This window comes from Nonomuraea sp. NPDC050547 (assembly GCF_044457345.1).
GTDB lineage: Bacteria > Actinomycetota > Actinomycetes > Streptosporangiales > Streptosporangiaceae > Nonomuraea.
In genome coordinates, this window is record NZ_JBITGW010000002.1 from 15,450 (window position 1) to 32,111 (window position 16,662).

Annotated in this window: 5 protein-coding genes; all 5 read left to right on the forward strand. The window is 74.9% G+C overall.

What is annotated here, in order from left to right; genetic code table 11:
• Positions 1-10: 10 nt before the first annotated feature.
• The 5 genes from ACIBHY_RS04585 to ACIBHY_RS04605 are packed head-to-tail and all read left to right on the forward strand — an operon-like array spanning position 11 to position 16,635.
• Positions 11-583 carry a GNAT family N-acetyltransferase gene (locus ACIBHY_RS04585; RefSeq protein ID WP_397305963.1) on the forward strand — a complete coding sequence of 191 codons (573 nt, stop codon included), beginning with the start codon at positions 11-13 and terminating at the stop codon, positions 581-583.
• Positions 577-1,863 (forward strand): lysine N(6)-hydroxylase/L-ornithine N(5)-oxygenase family protein, encoded by a 1,287-nt coding sequence (locus ACIBHY_RS04590; protein WP_397256001.1) that lies wholly within the window; start codon positions 577-579, stop codon positions 1,861-1,863. The genes ACIBHY_RS04585 and ACIBHY_RS04590 overlap by 7 nt, the downstream gene beginning before the upstream one ends.
• Positions 1,860-4,886: an amino acid adenylation domain-containing protein gene (locus ACIBHY_RS04595; RefSeq protein WP_397305964.1), complete on the forward strand. Its 3,027-nt coding sequence runs from the start codon at positions 1,860-1,862 to the stop codon at positions 4,884-4,886. Before ACIBHY_RS04590 ends, ACIBHY_RS04595 begins: the two co-directional genes overlap by 4 nt.
• A complete protein-coding gene (locus tag ACIBHY_RS04600) occupies positions 4,883-16,432 on the forward strand; it encodes an amino acid adenylation domain-containing protein (protein ID WP_397305965.1) in 11,550 nt (3,849 codons plus the stop codon). The genes ACIBHY_RS04595 and ACIBHY_RS04600 overlap by 4 nt, the downstream gene beginning before the upstream one ends.
• On the forward strand, positions 16,429-16,635 hold the full coding sequence (locus ACIBHY_RS04605; RefSeq protein WP_397255995.1) for an MbtH family protein: 207 nt from the start codon (positions 16,429-16,431) through the stop codon (positions 16,633-16,635). Before ACIBHY_RS04600 ends, ACIBHY_RS04605 begins: the two co-directional genes overlap by 4 nt.
• Positions 16,636-16,662 lie beyond the last annotated feature (27 nt).

Below are 16,662 nucleotides of genomic sequence, written 5' to 3' on the forward strand. Positions count from 1 at the left end.
AGTGGTAAGCGTGCTGAAGGACCTCATAGGGCCGCCGCCGCTGCCCGTGACGGGCGTCAGATGGCAGGTCACCCTGGTGGATTCACAAGCGGGTGACGCCGAGATCGTCCACACGTGGATGAACGAGCCGCACGTGGCCACCGCCTGGGACCAGGCCTGGCCGCTCGAGCGCTGGAGCGCGGAACTCGGCAGGCAGCTCGGTGGCGATCACTCCCGCCCCTGCCTGGCCCACCTCGGCGGCGAGCCGGTCGCCTACCTGGAGATCTACCGGGTCGCGCGCGACCGCCTCGCCCCGCTCTACCCCCACCGCCCCGGCGACCTCGGCGTGCACGTCGCCATCGGCGCCCCGGGCAACATCGGCAGGGGCCTCGGCCGCGACCTGCTGCGTACCGTCGCCGACGGCCTGCTGGCTGCGGACGACTCCTGCACCCGCGTGGTCGCCGAGCCGAACATCCTCAACACGGCCTCCATCCGCGCCTTCACCGCCGCCGGGTTCCACCGCGCCGGCGAGGTCACGATGCCGCACAAGATCGCCGCTCTCATGGTCCGCCCGCGCGACGAGGGGGATCTCCCCACATGGTGAACTCGGTCCACGACCTGGTAGGGATCGGTTTCGGCCCCTCCAACCTGGCCCTGGCCATCGCCCTGAACGAGCCGGAGGGCGCGGGCCTCGACGCGATCTTCCTGGAGAAGCAGGAGTCCTTCGGCTGGCACCGCGGCATGCTCATCGACGGCGCCACCATGCAGGTGTCGTTCCTGAAAGACCTGGTCACGATGCGCAACCCGGCCAGCCCCCACAGCTTCGTCGGCTACCTGCACGACAAGGGCCGGCTGGCCGAGTTCATCAACCAGAAGACCATGTACCCCACCCGGCTCGAGTTCCACGACTACCTGGAGTGGGTGGCCGGCCGCTTCGAGCACGTCGCCCGCTACGGGACCGAGGTCATCACCGTCGACCCGGTCGTCCGCGACGGCGTGGCGCGCTGCCTCGACATCGTCAGCCGGGCCGACGGCGAACTGGTCACCCACCGCGCGCGCAGCGTCGCCATCGCCGCCGGGCTGCGGCCGGTCCTGCCCGAGGGCGTCATCGCCGGTGAGCGGGTCTGGCACAGCCAGGAACTGCTGAGCCGGCTGGAGGGGTTCGCCGAGCCGTACCCGCGCAGGTTCGTGGTCGTGGGGGCCGGGCAGAGCGCGGCCGAGGTCGTCGAGCACCTGCACAGCCGCTTCCCCTCCGCCGAGATCTGCGCGGTCTTCTCCCGGTACGGCTACAGCCCCGCCGACGACAGCCCCTTCGCCAACGCGATCTTCGACCCGGCGGCCGTCGACCACTTCTTCGAGGCGCCCGGCGACGTCAAGCGCATGCTGCTGGACTACCACGGCAACACGAACTACTCCGTCGTCGACCTCGACCTGCTGCAGGAGCTCTACCGGCGCATCTACCAGGAGAAGGTCGCCGGCCGCCCGCGCCTGCGGATCCTGAACATGTGCCGGGCCGCCGGGCTGGATACCCACCGCTCCGGGGTGTCGGTCGGCGTGCGGTCCCTGGTCACGGGCGAGGCCGAGACGCTGCGCGCCGACGCCGTCGTGTACGCCACCGGCTACCGGCCGACCGACCCGCTGGACCTGCTCGGCGCGGCGGGCGAGTACTGCCTGCGCGAGGAGGACGGCGGGCTCAGGGTCGGCCGCGACCACCGGGTGGAGACCGCGCCCGAGCTGCGCTGCGGCATCTACCTGCAGGGCGCGACCGAGCACACGCACGGCATCACCTCCACGCTGCTGTCGACCACGGCCGTGCGAGCGGGGGAGATCCTGCGGTCGCTGCGCGCCCACGCCCGGTCCGAGGTGGAGGAGCCGGCCCGGTGACCGGCTCGCTGCTGGACCTCATCGAGAGCCGGATCGCGGCCGCCCCCGGCACGGAGGCCGTGCGCCACGGGCCCGCCTCGCTCACCTACGCCGAGCTGGACCGGGCGGCGAGCGCGCTGGCCGCCCGGCTGGCGGCGCGCGGAGCGGGGCCGGAGCGGATCGTCGCGGTGTCGCTGCCGCGCTCGCTCGAACTCGTGGTGGCGCTGGTGGCCGTGCTGAAGACGGGCGCCGCGTATCTGCCGGTGGATCCGGAGTATCCGGCGCACCGGGTGGAGTTCATGCTCGCCGACGCCTGCCCCGTCGTGACCCTGCGCCCCTCGGACGTGGACCTCTCCGCCGTTACGGCGGCGCCCGGCGTGCGGACGGACCCGCGCACCCCCGCCTACGTGATCTACACCTCCGGCTCGACCGGGCGGCCCAAGGGCGCGGTGATCACCCACGAGGCGATCGTCAACCGGCTGCTCTGGATGCAGGACGAGTACGGGCTGAAGCCGGACGACCGCGTCCTGCAGAAGACGCCCTCCAGCTTCGACGTATCGGTGTGGGAGTTCTTCTGGCCGCTCATCACCGGGGCCACGCTGGTCCTGGCCGATCCCGGCGGGCATCGCGATCCGGCGTACCTGGCGGCGCTCATCCGGCGCGAGCGGATCACCACGGTGCACTTCGTGCCGTCCATGCTGCGGGCGTTCCTGGCCGAGCCGGGAGCGCGGGAGTGCGTCTCGCTGCGGCGGGTCGTCTGCAGCGGCGAGGAACTGCCCGCCGACCTGGCGGCCGAGTTCCACCGGGTGCTCGGCGACCGGCTGCACAACCTGTACGGGCCGACGGAGGCGGCGGTGGACGTCACCTCGTGGGCCTGCCGCCCGGGTCAAACGGGTCCGGTGCCGATCGGGCGGCCCGTGTGGAACACCGCGATCCGCATCCTCGACCCCGGCCTGCGCCCGGCCGCGGAAGGCTCGGAAGGGGAGCTGTACATCGCCGGCGTCCAGCTGGCCCGCGGCTATCTGGGGCGCCCGGGGCTGACGGCCGAACGTTTCGTGCCCGACCCGTACGGGCCCGGCCGCATGTACCGCACCGGTGACCTGGCGCGGCTGCGGGCCGACGGCGCGATCGAGTACCTGGGACGGGCCGACGATCAGGTGAAGATCCGGGGGTTCCGGGTGGAGCCCGGCGAGATCGCCACGGTGCTGGCCGGGTGCCCGGGTGTGCGGCACGCCGCCGTGGTCGCCCGTACAGCTCCCGGTGGCGTGCAGCTGGTCGCCTATGTCGTCCCGGAGGCTGGTTTTTCGGGAAATATCGAGCTTTGGCGGGAGTTTCTGGTGGAGCGGTTGCCCGCTCACCTCGTGCCGCCGGCGTTCGTCGCCATCGCAGAGCTGCCCGTGACCGTGAACGGCAAGCTCGACCGCGCCGCCCTGCCCGAGCCCGAACGCGAGACCGGCGGCGAAGCCCCCGTCACCGTGGCCGAGCGCACGCTGGCCGGGTTGTTCGCCGAGGTACTCGGGCTGCCCGAGGTGGGCGCCGGTGACGACTTCTTCCGGCTGGGCGGGGACAGCATCCTGGCGCTGAGCCTGGTCGGCCGGGCCCGCCTGGAGAACCTGGCGCTGACGGCCGGTCAGGTGCTGGAGCTCGGCACCGTACGCGCGCTGGCCGCCGCGGCCCGCTCGGGCGTCGTCGAGGAACCTCCCGAGCACGCCCTCGGCACGGTTCCGGCCACCCCGATCATGCACAGGCTCCTGGAGCGCGGCGGGCCCATCGACGGGTTCAGCCAGTCGGTGGCGCTGCGCCTGCCCGCCGACGTGGACGAAGGCCGCCTCACCGCGGCCCTGCAGACCGTCCTCGACCACCACGACCTGCTGCGCGCCCGCCTGGTGGACGACCACCTGGAGGTACCGCCCCCCGGAACCGTCCAGGCGAGCACGATCCTGCGCCGCACGACCGGGAAAGCGGACGACGTGGCCCGGGAAGCGGGCGACGTGGCCGGGGAAGCGGGCGACGTGGCCGGGGAAGCGGGCAACCCGGACGACCTGGCTGGGGAAGGGGAGGCGGCCAGGAAGCGGCTGGCGCCCCGGGAGGGCGTGATGCTCCAGGCCGTGTGGTCGCCCCAGGCGCGTGTCCTGCGCCTGGTCGCCCACCACCTGGTGATCGACGGCGTCTCCTGGCGCGTCCTGGCCGAAGACCTCGCCCGCGCCTACAGCGGCGCGAGTCTGCCCAGGTCGGGGTCCTTCCGGCGCTGGGCCACCGCCCTGCCCGAGCACGGCCGCGCGGAAGAACTGCCGCACTGGATCACGACACTGACCGGCACGGCACCGGATGGACCCGGCACGCGCGCGAGCGCGGGGCGGCTGACGCTCACCCTGGAGGCCGATCTGGGGCGGACGGGTACCGCCGAGCTCCTGCTCACCGGCCTCGCGGCGGCGCTGTCGCGAGCCGGGGACGGCGGGGCCGTCCTGCTGGAGCTGGAGGGGCACGGGCGCGAGGACGAGCACGCCGACCTTTCGCGCACCGTCGGCTGGTTCACCAGCATGTTCCCGGTCCGGCTCGACCCGGGCCGCCCCGGCTGGGACGACCTCGTCGCGGGCGGGCCCACGGCGGGCCGTACGCTGGCGCGGGTCACCGAGCAGCTGGCCGCGGTGCCGCGCAAGGGCATCGGCTACGGCATCCTGCGCCACCTGAACCGTTCCCCCGAGCTGGACGGCCTGCCGCACCCCGCGATCTGCGTCAACTACCTGGGCCGCTTCACCGAGTCCGCCGCCGACTGGGCCATGATCACCGAGCCCGGCGCGCTGGCCGACGCCGCCGACGAGGGCCTGCGGCCCGCCCACGAGCTGACGATCGACGCCGCCGTGGTGGAGACGCCCGCGGGCCCGCGCCTGGACGCCACGTTCACCTGGGCGTCCATGGACGAGCGGGCGGTGCGCGACCTGGCGGCCGGCTGGTTCGCCGCGCTCGGCGCGCTGGCCCGTCCACAACCCCTGGTCGCCCTCGGCCAGGACGAACTTCACGACTTCGAGGAGATGCTCCGTTGAGCCGTGTCCAGGACGTCTGGCCACTGACCCCTCTGCAGGAAGGCCTGCTCTTCCACGCCCTCGGCGACGAGGCCGACCCGTACGTCGTGCACACCGCGCTCGACCTGCGCGGCCCGCTCGACGCGGCCGCACTGCGGGAGGCGGCCGAGGAACTGGTGCGCAGGCACGACAACCTGCGCGCCGCCTTCACCCACCGCAGGAACGGCGAACCCGTCCAGGTGATCGCCACCACGGCCGCCGTGCCGTGGCGCGAGGTGGACCTGACCGGGCGGCCGGAGTCGGAGGCGGAGCTGGTCAGCGCCCGCGAGCGGGCCGCGCGCTTCGACCTGACCGCGCCGCCGCTGCTGCGCCTCGTCCTGCTGCGGCTGGCGCCGGAACGGCACCGCCTGCTGGTCACCAACCACCACCTGCTGCTCGACGGCTGGTCCCTGACCCTGCTGCTGCGCGAGCTCATCGACCTGTACGGCGGCGCCGAGCCACCGGCGGCCGTGCCGTACCGCGACTATCTGACCTGGCTGGCCGCGCAGGACCGGCAGGCGGCGATCGCGGCCTGGCGCGAGCACCTGGACGGCCTGCCCGGCCCCACCCACCTGGCCGGGGGCAGAAGCGGCGGAGCCGTGCGGGAGGTGGTCGCCGAGCTGCCCGCGGACCTGACCGCGCGGCTCGGCACGCTGGCCCGCGAACGCGCGAGCACGCTGAACATGGTCGCCCAGACCGCCTGGGCGCTCGTGCTGGGCACGCTGACCGGCCGCGACGACGTGGTGTTCGGCACCACCGTCTCCGGCCGCCCGCCCGAGCTGCCCGGCGTGGACCGGATGGCGGGACTGTTCATCAACACGGTGCCGGTCCGGGTCCGGCTGCGGCCGGACGCCCCGGTCGGCGACCAGCTGTCCGGCCTCAGGGCGGAGCAGGCGGCGCTGAACGGGCTGTTCCACGTGAGCCTCGCCGACATCCAGGCGGGCGGGCTGTTCGACACGCTGCTGCTGTTCGAGAACCATCCGGTCGGCGGGCTGGGCGGCGCCAGGGGACTCGTGGTCGCGGGCGCCTCCGAGCGCGACGCGACGCACTACCCGCTGACGGTCTGCGTGCGCCCCGGCGAACGGCTGCGCGTCGAGCTGTCCTTCCGCGAGGACGCCTTCGAGCCCGCGGCGATCGAACGGATCATGGGCTACCTCGTCCAGGCCCTGACCCGGATGGCCGAGGACCCCGAGCGGCCCGTGGGCGAACTGGACGTCCTTCCCGACGCCGAACGCGCCACGATCCTCACCACCTGGGCGGGCACCCGCCCGGCCGCGCCGCCGGCGACGCTCGCGGAGGTGTTCCGCGCCCAGGCCCGCGCCACCCCCGATGCGGTCGCGGTCGTCGGCCCGGACGGCGCCGCCCTCACCTTCGCCGAGCTGGACGCCGCCGCCGACCGGCTGGCCGGAACGCTGGCCGCCCGCGGCATCGGCGCCGAGGACGTGGTCGCCCTCCAGCTGCCGCGCGGCATCGGGATGGTCGCGGCCATCCTGGGCGTCTGGCAGGCGGGCGCCGCGTACCTGCCGCTCGATCCGCGCTATCCGGCCGGCCGCCTCGCCCACATGCTGTCCGACGCCCGCCCCGCCCTGGTCCTCACCGACCCGCCGGACCTCACCGCCGCCCCCGGCCAGGCCCCGGTGGCGCCCGTCCGGCCGTGCCTGCCCGAGCATCCGGCCTACGTCATCTACACCTCCGGCTCCACCGGGACGCCCAAGGGCGTGAGCGTGCCGAACGCCGCCGTCGCCAACCTGCTGGAGTCGCACCGCGGCGACGTCATCGCCCGCGCCGAGGCGGCGGTGGGCGGGCGGCGGCTGCGGGTGGGGCACGCGGCGTCGTTCTCGTTCGACGCCTCCGTCGACCCGCTGCTGTGGATGCTGGCCGGTCACGAACTGCACGTCCTGGACGAGGAGACCTGCCAGGACCCCGAGCTGCTGGCCGCCTACACCGCGCGCGCCCGCCTCGACTACCTCGACGTCACCCCCTCCTACCTGCCGCCGCTGCTGGCCGCCGGACTGTTCGGCGAGGGATGCCACCGGCCCGCCGTCGTGGCCGTCGGCGGCGAGGCCGTCGCCGAGCCGCTGTGGCGCCGCCTTCGCGCGACCCCCGGCCTCGTCGCCCGGGACCTCTACGGCCCGACCGAGTGCGCGGTCGACGCCTACCAGCGGCGCGAGGACGGCACCGCCGCGCCCGTCGCCGGTCACCGCGTGTACGTGCTCGACGCCCGGCTGCGGCCGGTGCCCGCCGGGGTGACGGGCGAGTTGTACGTGGCGGGCGCCGGTCTGGCCCGCGGCTACCTCGGCCGGGCCGGGCTCACCGCCGAGCGCTTCGTACCCTGCCCGTTCGGGCCGGGGGGAGCACGCATGTACCGCACGGGCGACCTGGCCCGCTGGCGGGAGGACGGCGTGCTGGAGTTCGCCGGGCGGGCCGACGACCAGGTGAAGATCCGCGGGTTCCGGGTGGAGCCGGGCGAGGTGGAGTCCGTCCTGGCCGGGCATCCCAGGCTGGCCCACGCCGTGGTGACGGTCCGGCGGGACCGGCCGGGCGAGCGCCGTCTCGTGGCCTACGCGGTGCCCGCCGGCGACGGCGTGGGCGAGCGGGAGCTGCGCGGCTACCTGGAGGCGCGGCTGCCCGCGTACATGGTGCCCGCCGCCTTCGTGGTCCTGGACGGGCTGCCGCTGCTGCCCAACGGCAAGGTGGACCGGCAGGCGCTCCCGGCGCCCGGCGCGTCCGGGACGGCGGCGGGACGCGGGCCGAGGGACGCCGTCGAGCGGCGGCTGTGCGAGCTGTTCGCCGACGTGCTCGGCCTCGATCGGGTCGGGGTCGAGGAGGACTTCTTCGCGCTCGGCGGGCACTCGCTGCTGGCCGCCCGCCTGGTCAGCAGGATCCGGGCCGAGCTGGGCGCCACGGTGCGGGTGCGCGCGGTGTTCGACGCGCCGACCGTGGCCGGGCTCGCGGGCAGGCTGGGGCCATCGGGCGAGCGTCCCGCGCCGGTCGCGCAGGATCGTCCCGAACGGCTGCCGCTGTCGCACGCCCAGCGCCGGTTGTGGTTCCAGCAGCAGCTGGAAGGCCCGTCGGCCACCTACGCCATGCCGGCGACCCTGCTGCTGGACGACCCGATCGAGACCGGCCCCATGCGCGCGGCGCTCGGGGACGTGGTGGCCAGGCACGAGGCGCTGCGCACGGTGATCGGGCAGGCGGACGGCGAGCCGTACCAGGTGGTCCTGGACTCCGCCGAGGCACGGCGGCGGCTCGTCGTGCGCGACGGGGAGGGCGACCCCGCGGCGCCCTTCGACCTGGCGGCGGACCTGCCGATCCGGGCCTGGGCGGACGGGCGGCGGCTGCTGCTGGTGCTGCACCACATCGCCGGGGACGAGTGGTCGATGCGCCCGCTTCTCGATGACCTGTCGCTGGCCTACGCGGCGCGGCTGGAGGGGGAGGAGCCGGAGTTCGCGCCGCTGCCGGTGCAGTACGCCGACTACGCGCTGTGGCAGCGGCGCTGGCTGGGCGCGGCCGACGATCCGGCCAGCCCCCTCGCCAGGCAGCTCGCCTACTGGCGGCAGGCGCTCGACGGCGCACCGGCGGCGATCGAGCTGCCGGTGGACCGGCCCTGGCCCGCGGAGATGTCGTGGCGGGGCGCGAGCGTGGACGTCCGCCTCGACGCGGACGGCCTGGACGAGCTGGCGCGGCGGGCCGGTGTGACCACGTTCATGGTGGTGCACGCGGCGGTGGCGGCGCTGCTGACCCGGCTGGGTTCGGGGACGGACATCCCGCTGGGGACGCCGGTGGCGGGCCGGTCGGACGAGGCGTTGGCTGATTTGGTCGGTTTTTTCGTGAACACGGTGGTGTTGCGCGCCGACACCGGCGGCGACCCGACCTTCCTGGAACTCCTGGAACGGGTGCGCGAGAGCGACCTGGCCGCCTTCGACCACGCCGACGTGCCGTTCGACCTGGTCGTCGAGGCCGTCAGGCCGGAACGCGCGCCGGGACGGCACCCGCTGTTCCAGGTCATGATCGCCTACCAGCACGCCGCCGAGACCACCGCCGGGGACGTCGGGCTGGACGTCGCCAAGTTCGACCTCACCTTCGCCTTCACCGAGACCGGCGACGGACTGGCCGGGCAGGTCGAGTACCGCGCCGACGTGTTCGACGCCGCCACCGCCCACGGGCTCGCCGAGCGGCTGGCGGACGTGCTGGAGCAGGTCGTGGCCGCGCCCGATCGGCCGATCGGCGAGCTCGCGGTCACGGCCATGGACTCCGCCGCGGTCCCCGCGGCCGTCCCCGGCGGCGGCGAGCCGCCGGACACCCCTCAGACGCGGACCCTCTCCCGGCTGTTCGCCGAGGTGCTCGGCGTGCCGCACGTGGCAGCGCACGACGACTTCTTCCAGCTCGGCGGCCACTCGCTGCTCGCGGTCAAGCTGGTGAGCCGGATCAGGGCGGCGCTCGGCGCCGAGGTCGCGCTGCGGGAGGTCTTCCGACATCCGACCGCCGCCGGGCTGGCCGGTCGGCTCGTCCCGGCCCGCGACCCGGGGCCGGTGCCCGCGGTCAGGCCGGAGCGGGTGCCGCTGTCGCACGCGCAGCGCCGGTTGTGGTTCCTGCACCGGCTGGAGGGGCCGTCCGACACCTACAACATCCCGATCTCGCTCCGGCTGCGCGGGCCGCTCCGGACCGAGGTGCTCCGTGAGGCGCTGGGCGACGTGGTGGCCAGGCACGAGGCGCTGCGCACGCTGGTCGGCGAGGAGGACGGCCTGCCGTACCAGGTGATCCTCGACGCGGAGCGGGCGCCGCTCGCGGTGCTCGACGGGGCGGGCGATCCCGGCCATGCGTTCGACCTGGCCGGCGAGCTGCCGATCCGGGCGTGGCTGCGCGCGGACGGGCCCGACGAGCACGTGCTGCTGCTGGTGCTGCACCACATCGCCGCCGACGAGTGGTCGATGGGGCCGCTGCTGGAGGATCTGTCGCTCGCCTACGCGGCGCGGCTGAAGGGAGACGAGCCGGAGTTCGCGCCCCTGCCGGTGCAGTACGCCGACTACGCGCTCTGGCAGGCGGACCGCCCCGTCGACCTGGACTTCTGGACGCGGACGCTGGCCGGGCTGCCCGACCGCGTCGAACTGCCCACCGACCGGCCGCGGGCCGACGACCACCGGGGCGGGACGGTGGAGTTCGCGGTGCCCGCCGGGGTACACGACGGGCTGACCACCCTGGCGCGGCGGGCCGGCGCCACCGCCTTCATGGTGACGCACGCCGCGGTGGCGGCGCTGCTGTCCAGACTCGGCGCCGGAACCGACATCCCGCTGGGCACGCCGGTGGCGGGCCGGTCGGACGAGGCCCTGACGGACTTGGTCGGATTCTTCGTGAACACGGTGGTGTTGCGGGCCGACCTCGACGGCGACCCCTCCTTCCCCGACCTCCTCCAGCGGGTACGGCAGGCCGACCTGGCCGCCTTCGACCACGCCGACACCCCCTTCGACCAGGTCGTCGAGGCCGTCAACGCCTCCGGCAGAGACCTGTTCGAGGTCATGGTGGCCCACCAGAGCGGCCAGGCCGCACGGCTGCGCCTGCCCGGGGTCACGGTCACCGAGGAGCCGGTCGGGCACGCGAGCGCCAAGTTCCCGCTCACCTTCGCCTTCACCGAGACGGCCGACGGCCTGGCCGGGCTGATCGAGTACCGCACCGGGCTGTTCCGCGAGGACACCGTGCGCCGCCTGGCCGGATACCTCACCAGGCTGCTCGCCCAGGTCGCCGCCGACCCCGCCACCCGGCTCGGCGACCTGGAACTCCTGTCCGACGGCGAACTGCGCGAGGTGCTGGCCACAGGGGACGGCGAGGCCGCCGACGGCCCGCCCGCCACGGTGCCCGAGCTGTTCCGCGCCCAGGCCGCCGCCACCCCGGACGCCGTCGCCGTCGTCTGCGCGGAGGAGTCGCTCACCTACGCCGAGCTCGACGCGCTCACCGACCGGCTCGCCGGCACGCTCGCCGCCCGGGGCGCGGGCCCCGAACGGGTGGTCGCGCTCGCGCTGCCGCGCGGGATCGGCCAGGTCGCCGGGGTGCTGGCCATCGCCAAGGCGGGAGCCGCGTACCTGCCGATCGACACGGCCTATCCGGCCGAGCGGATCGCCATGATGCTCCAGGACGCCGAGCCCGTGCTGGTGCTGGCCACCCCGGACAGCCTGCCCGATGGGCCGGTGCCCGTCGTCCATCCCGGTGACGACGGGTCCGGCACGCCCGTGCCGCCGCTGCCGCTCAACCCCGCGTACGTGATCTTCACCTCGGGCTCCACCGGGCGGCCCAAGGGCGTCGTCCTGGAGCACGCGGGGGTGCGGCAGCTCGTCGCCACCGCCGTCGAACGCTTCGGCGTCGGGCCCGGCAGCCGGGTGCTGCAGTTCGCCTCGATCAGCTTCGACGTGGCGTTCTGGGAGATGACCATGTCGTTGTGCACCGGCGCCACGCTGGTCATCGTGCCCGCCGAGCGGCGCGTGGCCGGGCCCGAGCTGACCGGCTACGTCAACGAGCACCGCGTCACCCACCTGGCCCTGCCGCCCGCGCTGCTGTCGGCACTGCCCCCGGACTGCCTGCTGCCCGAGGGCTCGACGCTGCTGGTCGGCACCGAGACCGTGACCCCCGAACTCGTCCGCCGCTGGACGGACCGGCACCGCCTCTTCGACGCCTACGGCCCCACCGAGGCCATGGTCAACTCCACCCTCTGGGAGGCCGCCGGAGACCTGGAGAACCTGACCAGCGTCCCCATCGGCCACCCCGACGTGGGCAAACGCGTCTACATCCTGGACGGGCGGCTGCGCCCGGTTCCCCCCGGCGTCACCGGCGAGCTGTACGTGGGCGGAGCCGGTCTCGCCCGCGGCTACCTCGACCGGCCGGGGCTGACGTCCGAGCGGTTCGTGCCCGACCCGTTCGGCAAGCCGGGCGAGCGCATGTACCGCACCGGCGACCTGGCCCGCTGGCGGCACGACGGGGCCGTGGAGTTCGGCGGACGGGCCGACGGCCAGATCAAGATCCGCGGGTTCCGCGTCGAGCCGGGCGAGGTGGAGTCGGCCCTGCTGGCCTGCCCCGGTGTGCGCGAGGCCGTCGTCGCCGCGCACGAGTACGCCCCCGGCGACACCCGCCTGGTCGCCTACGTCACCGGCGCCCAGGACGACCCGGCACAGGTGCGGGCCCACGTGGCCGGCCGGCTGCCCGCCCACATGGTCCCCGCCGCCTACGTCACGCTGCCCGCGCTCCCGCTCATGGTCAACGGCAAGGTGGACCGCAAGGCCCTGCCCGCCCCGTCCGGCGGCGCCGCCGCCGTGGCCGCGCGCGCACCGCGCACGGCCGCCGAGCGGGCGCTGTGCGAGATCTTCGCCGACCTGCTCGGGCCGGCGCGCGTGGGCATCGACGACGACTTCTTCCACCTGGGCGGCCACTCCTTGCTCGCGGTACGGCTGGCCGCCAGGATCCGCGCCCGCTTCGGCACCGAGCTGCCGCTGGGCACGCTGTTCGGCGCCTCCACACCCGCCGCGCTGGCCGCCGCGCTCCAGCACCTCGGCACCGCGGGCGCCCGCCCCGCGCTCGTCCCCGCCGCCCGGCAGTCGCCGGTGCCGTTGTCGTCGGCGCAGCGCCGGCTGTGGTTCCTGCAGCGGATGGAGGGGGCCTCGGCGGCCTACAACATTCCGATCCGGGTACAGCTGGGCGACGCCCCGGCCGCGCTGGAGGCGCTGCGGGACCTGGTGTCCCGGCATGAGGTGCTGCGGACGGTGATCGGGGAGCGGGACGGCGAGCCGTACCAGGTGGTGCTGGGGGTGGAGGAGGCGCTACGGCGGTTCGCCGTGGGGGAGGCGGACCCCGGCGCGCCCTTCGACCTGGCCGCTGAGCTGCCGATCCGGGCCTCCTTGCCCACCGGCGGCGAGGTGCTGCTGGTGCTGCACCACATCGCCGCCGACGAGTGGTCGATGGGGCCGCTGCTGCGCGACCTGTCGTCGGCCTATGAGGCGCGGCTGGCCGGGCGTGAGCCGGAGTTCGCGCCGCTGCCCGTGCAGTACGCGGACTACGCGCTCTGGGAACGGCGGGCGCTCGGGGAGGACGGCGCGCTGGGCCGTGGCCTCGCGTTCTGGCGGCGGGCGCTGGACGGGATGCCGGAGGAGATCGTGCTGCCGCGCGCGCCCGGCGCCGGTGGCTCGGTGGGCTTCCGCCTCGGCGCGGACGGGCTGCGGGGGCTGGCGCGGCGGGCCGGTGTGACCACGTTCATGGTGGTGCACGCGGCGGTGGCGGCGTTGCTGGCGCGGCTGGGGTCGGGGACGGACATTCCGCTGGGGACGCCGGTGGCGGGCCGGTCGGACGAGGCGTTGGCTGATTTGGTCGGATTTTTCGTGAACACGGTGGTTTTGCGGGCCGACCTCGACGGGGATCCTTCGTTCCTGGAACTGCTGGAGCGGGTCCGGGAGAGCGACCTGGCCGCCTTCGACCATGCCGACGTGCCGTTCGACCTGGTCGTCGAGGCCGTCAACCCGGAACGCGCGCCGGGACGGCACCCGCTCTTCCAGGTCATGATCGCCTACCGGCACGCCCTGGAGACCGCGCTCGCCGTGGAGGAGCCGGACACCGGGCAGGAGGCCAAGTTCGACCTCGCCTTCGCCTTCACCGAGACGGCCGAGGCGCTCGACGTGCTGGTCGAGTACCGGGAAGGACTGCCCGGCGACGCCCTGGCCGCGGCGCTGGCCGCGCTGCTGGAACAGGTGGCCGCCGAACCCGGCCTGCGCCTGGCCGAACTGGACCTCCCCCCGGGCGAGCCGGGCCTGTCGTCGCGTGGCTCCGCCTCCCGGGCGCGGGCCGTGGCCGTCCGCCGTGCGGCCACGGCACTGCGCCGGGAACCGCGGGGACCGGTCGAGACCCGGATGGCGGAGATCTTCGCCGACGTGCTCGCCGTGCCCGAGGTGGGCGCGCTGGACGACTTCTTCCACCTGGGCGGCCACTCCCTGCTGGCCGTACGCCTGGCCGGGCGCGTCGCCGCCGAGTTCGGCACCGCCACCACGGTCAGGACGGTCTTCGAGGCTCCCACGGTCGCGGCCCTGGCCCGGCACGCGTCCGGCGCCGGTCAGGACGACGGCAGGCCGCCGCTGGTCCGGGCGGAACGACCGGACGTCGTCCCGTTGTCGGCCGCGCAGCGGCGGCTGTGGTTCCTGCAGCAGCTGGAAGGCGCCACGGCCACCTACAACGTGCCGTTCGCGGTCCGGGTACGCGGGCCGCTGGACCACGACGTCCTGCGGGCGGCGCTCGGGGACGTGGTGGCCAGGCACGAGGCGCTCCGGACGCTGATCGGGGAGCGGGACAGCGAGCCGTACCAGCTGATCCTGGACTCCGGCGAGGCACGGCGGCGGCTGGTCGTGCGCGACGGGGAGGGCGAGCCCGAGCTGCCCTTCGACCTGGCGGCCGAGCTGCCGATCCGGGTGTGGGCGCGGGCGGTGGGCGGCGACGAGCACGAACTGCTGCTGGTGCTGCACCACATCGCCAGCGACGAGTGGTCCGTCGGCCCGCTGTGGGCGGATCTGTCCGCCGCCTACGCCGCCCGGCTGCGGGGACGGGCGCCGGACACCGAGCCGCTCGTCGCGCAGTACGCCGATTACACGCTGTGGCAGCGCGACCTGCTCGGCGACGAGGAGGCCCCCACCGAGCTCGCCGCGCGGCAGCTCGCCTTCTGGCGGGCCGCGCTCGACGGGGCCCCGGACCGCCTGCCGTTGCCCTGCGACCTGCCGCGCCCGCCCGTCGCCTCGCCGGAAGGGGGCTCGGTCGCCTTCGGCGTCGACGCGGACGGCCTGCTCGGGCTGGCGCGGGGGAGCGGGGTGACGCCGTTCATGGTGGTGCACGCGGCGGTGGCGGCGTTGCTGACCCGGCTGGGGTCGGGGACGGACATCCCGCTGGGGACGCCGGTGGCGGGCCGGTCGGACGAGGCGTTGGCTGATTTGGTCGGATTTTTCGTGAACACGGTGGTGTTGCGGGCCGACACCGGCGGCGACCCGACCTTCCTGGAACTCCTGGAACGGGTGCGCGAGACCGACCTCGCCGCGCTGGAGCACGCCGACCTCCCCTTCGACCGGGTCGTCCGCGAAACCGCGCCGGCCAGGACGCTCGCCTGGCACCCGCTCTTCCAGGTCATGATCGCCCACCACGCGGCACAGCCGCCGCTCGAACCCCTGCCCGGCCTGGACGTCGAGCCCATCGGCGCGGGGACGGGCACGGCCAAGTTCGACCTGGCCGTCGCCGTGGGGGAGGACGGCTCCGGGGCGATCGAGTACCGGACCGACCTGTTCACCCGGCGGCGCGCCGAGGAACTCGCCGACGCCCTGGCCGCCCTGCTGGCCAGTGCCGCCGCCGACCCGGCCGCCCGCCTTTCGGCCCTCCTGCCCGACCCGCCCCCCTTCACCCGCCCGGACGCCTCCACTCCCGGCGAGCACCCGCCCGCCGTCGCCCGCCCGGACGCGCTCGCGTCCGCCGTCGCCCGTCCGGACGTCATCGCGTCCGGCGGGCACGATCCGGCCGTGGCGGAACGGCTGGCCGAACTGTTCGCGGAGTCACTCCACGGAGCCGGCGGCGCCCTTCCGGAGCACGAGGCGAACTTCTTCGAGCTCGGCGGCCACTCGCTGCTGGCAGCCAAGCTCGTCAACCGGATCCGCGCGGAACTCGGCGCCCCCGTCACGATCCGGGACCTGTTCGAGGCCCCCACCCCGGCCGGCCTGGCCGCCAGGCTCGGCGCTCCCGGACCCCGCGAGGGCGGGGCGCTCGACGGGCTGCTGCCGATCCGGACGGGCGGGGACGGGCCGCCGCTGTTCTGCGTGCATCCGCTGTTCGGGCTGGCCTGGTGCTTCATGGGGCTGGCCGGGCTCATGGACGGTCCCGTCTACGGGGTGCAGGCACGCGGGCCGGCGGGGCCGTACCCGCTGCCTGGGACGCTTGAGGCCATGGCGGCCGACTACGTCGAGCGGATCCGCGAGGTCCAGCCCAGCGGCCCCTACCGCCTGATGGGCTGGTCGTTCGGCGGGGTGGTCGCCCACGCGATGGCCGCCGAGCTGGTACGGCGCGGCGAGCGCGTCGACCTCCTCGCCATGCTCGACTCCTACCCGCTGAGCCCTGGCGAAGAGCCGGAGACCGGCGACAATGAGCAGGACGCGCTGCGCTTCCTGCTGCGCCTGGCCGGACTGCCCGAGCCCGACCGGCCCGTCGACCGGCGCGAGGTCGTCGCCACGCTCAGGAGGCGGGGCGGCCTGCTGGCGGAGCTGGACGAGGCCACGGTCGGCGCCATGATCGACGTCGCGGTGAACGCGGAGAACCTCATCCGGCCGGGCGCGCACCCGGTGTTCGAGGGTGACCTGCTGTTCGTCACCGCGACCGCCGACAAGGGCGGTACCACGCTGGACGCCGCCCGCTGGCGCCCCTTCGTCACCGGCGCCATCGACGAGCACGAGATCGACTGCGAGCACTACGAACTGGCCGACCCGGGGCCACTGGCCCGGATCGCCGCGATCATGAAGGAGAGACCGCGATGACCAACCCGTTCGAGGACGCCGACGGCGTGTACGTGGTCCTCGTCAACGACGAGAACCAGCACGCCCTGTGGCCGCAGCGCCTGCCCGCCCCCGCCGGGTGGACCCAGGCGTACGGCCCGGCGGGCCGCGACGCCTGCCTGGAGTACGTGGAGGAGACCTGGACGGACATGCGCCCGGCCAGCCTCATCCGCGCCATGGATTGACGTACCCGTCTGCCATCCTGTCCCGGT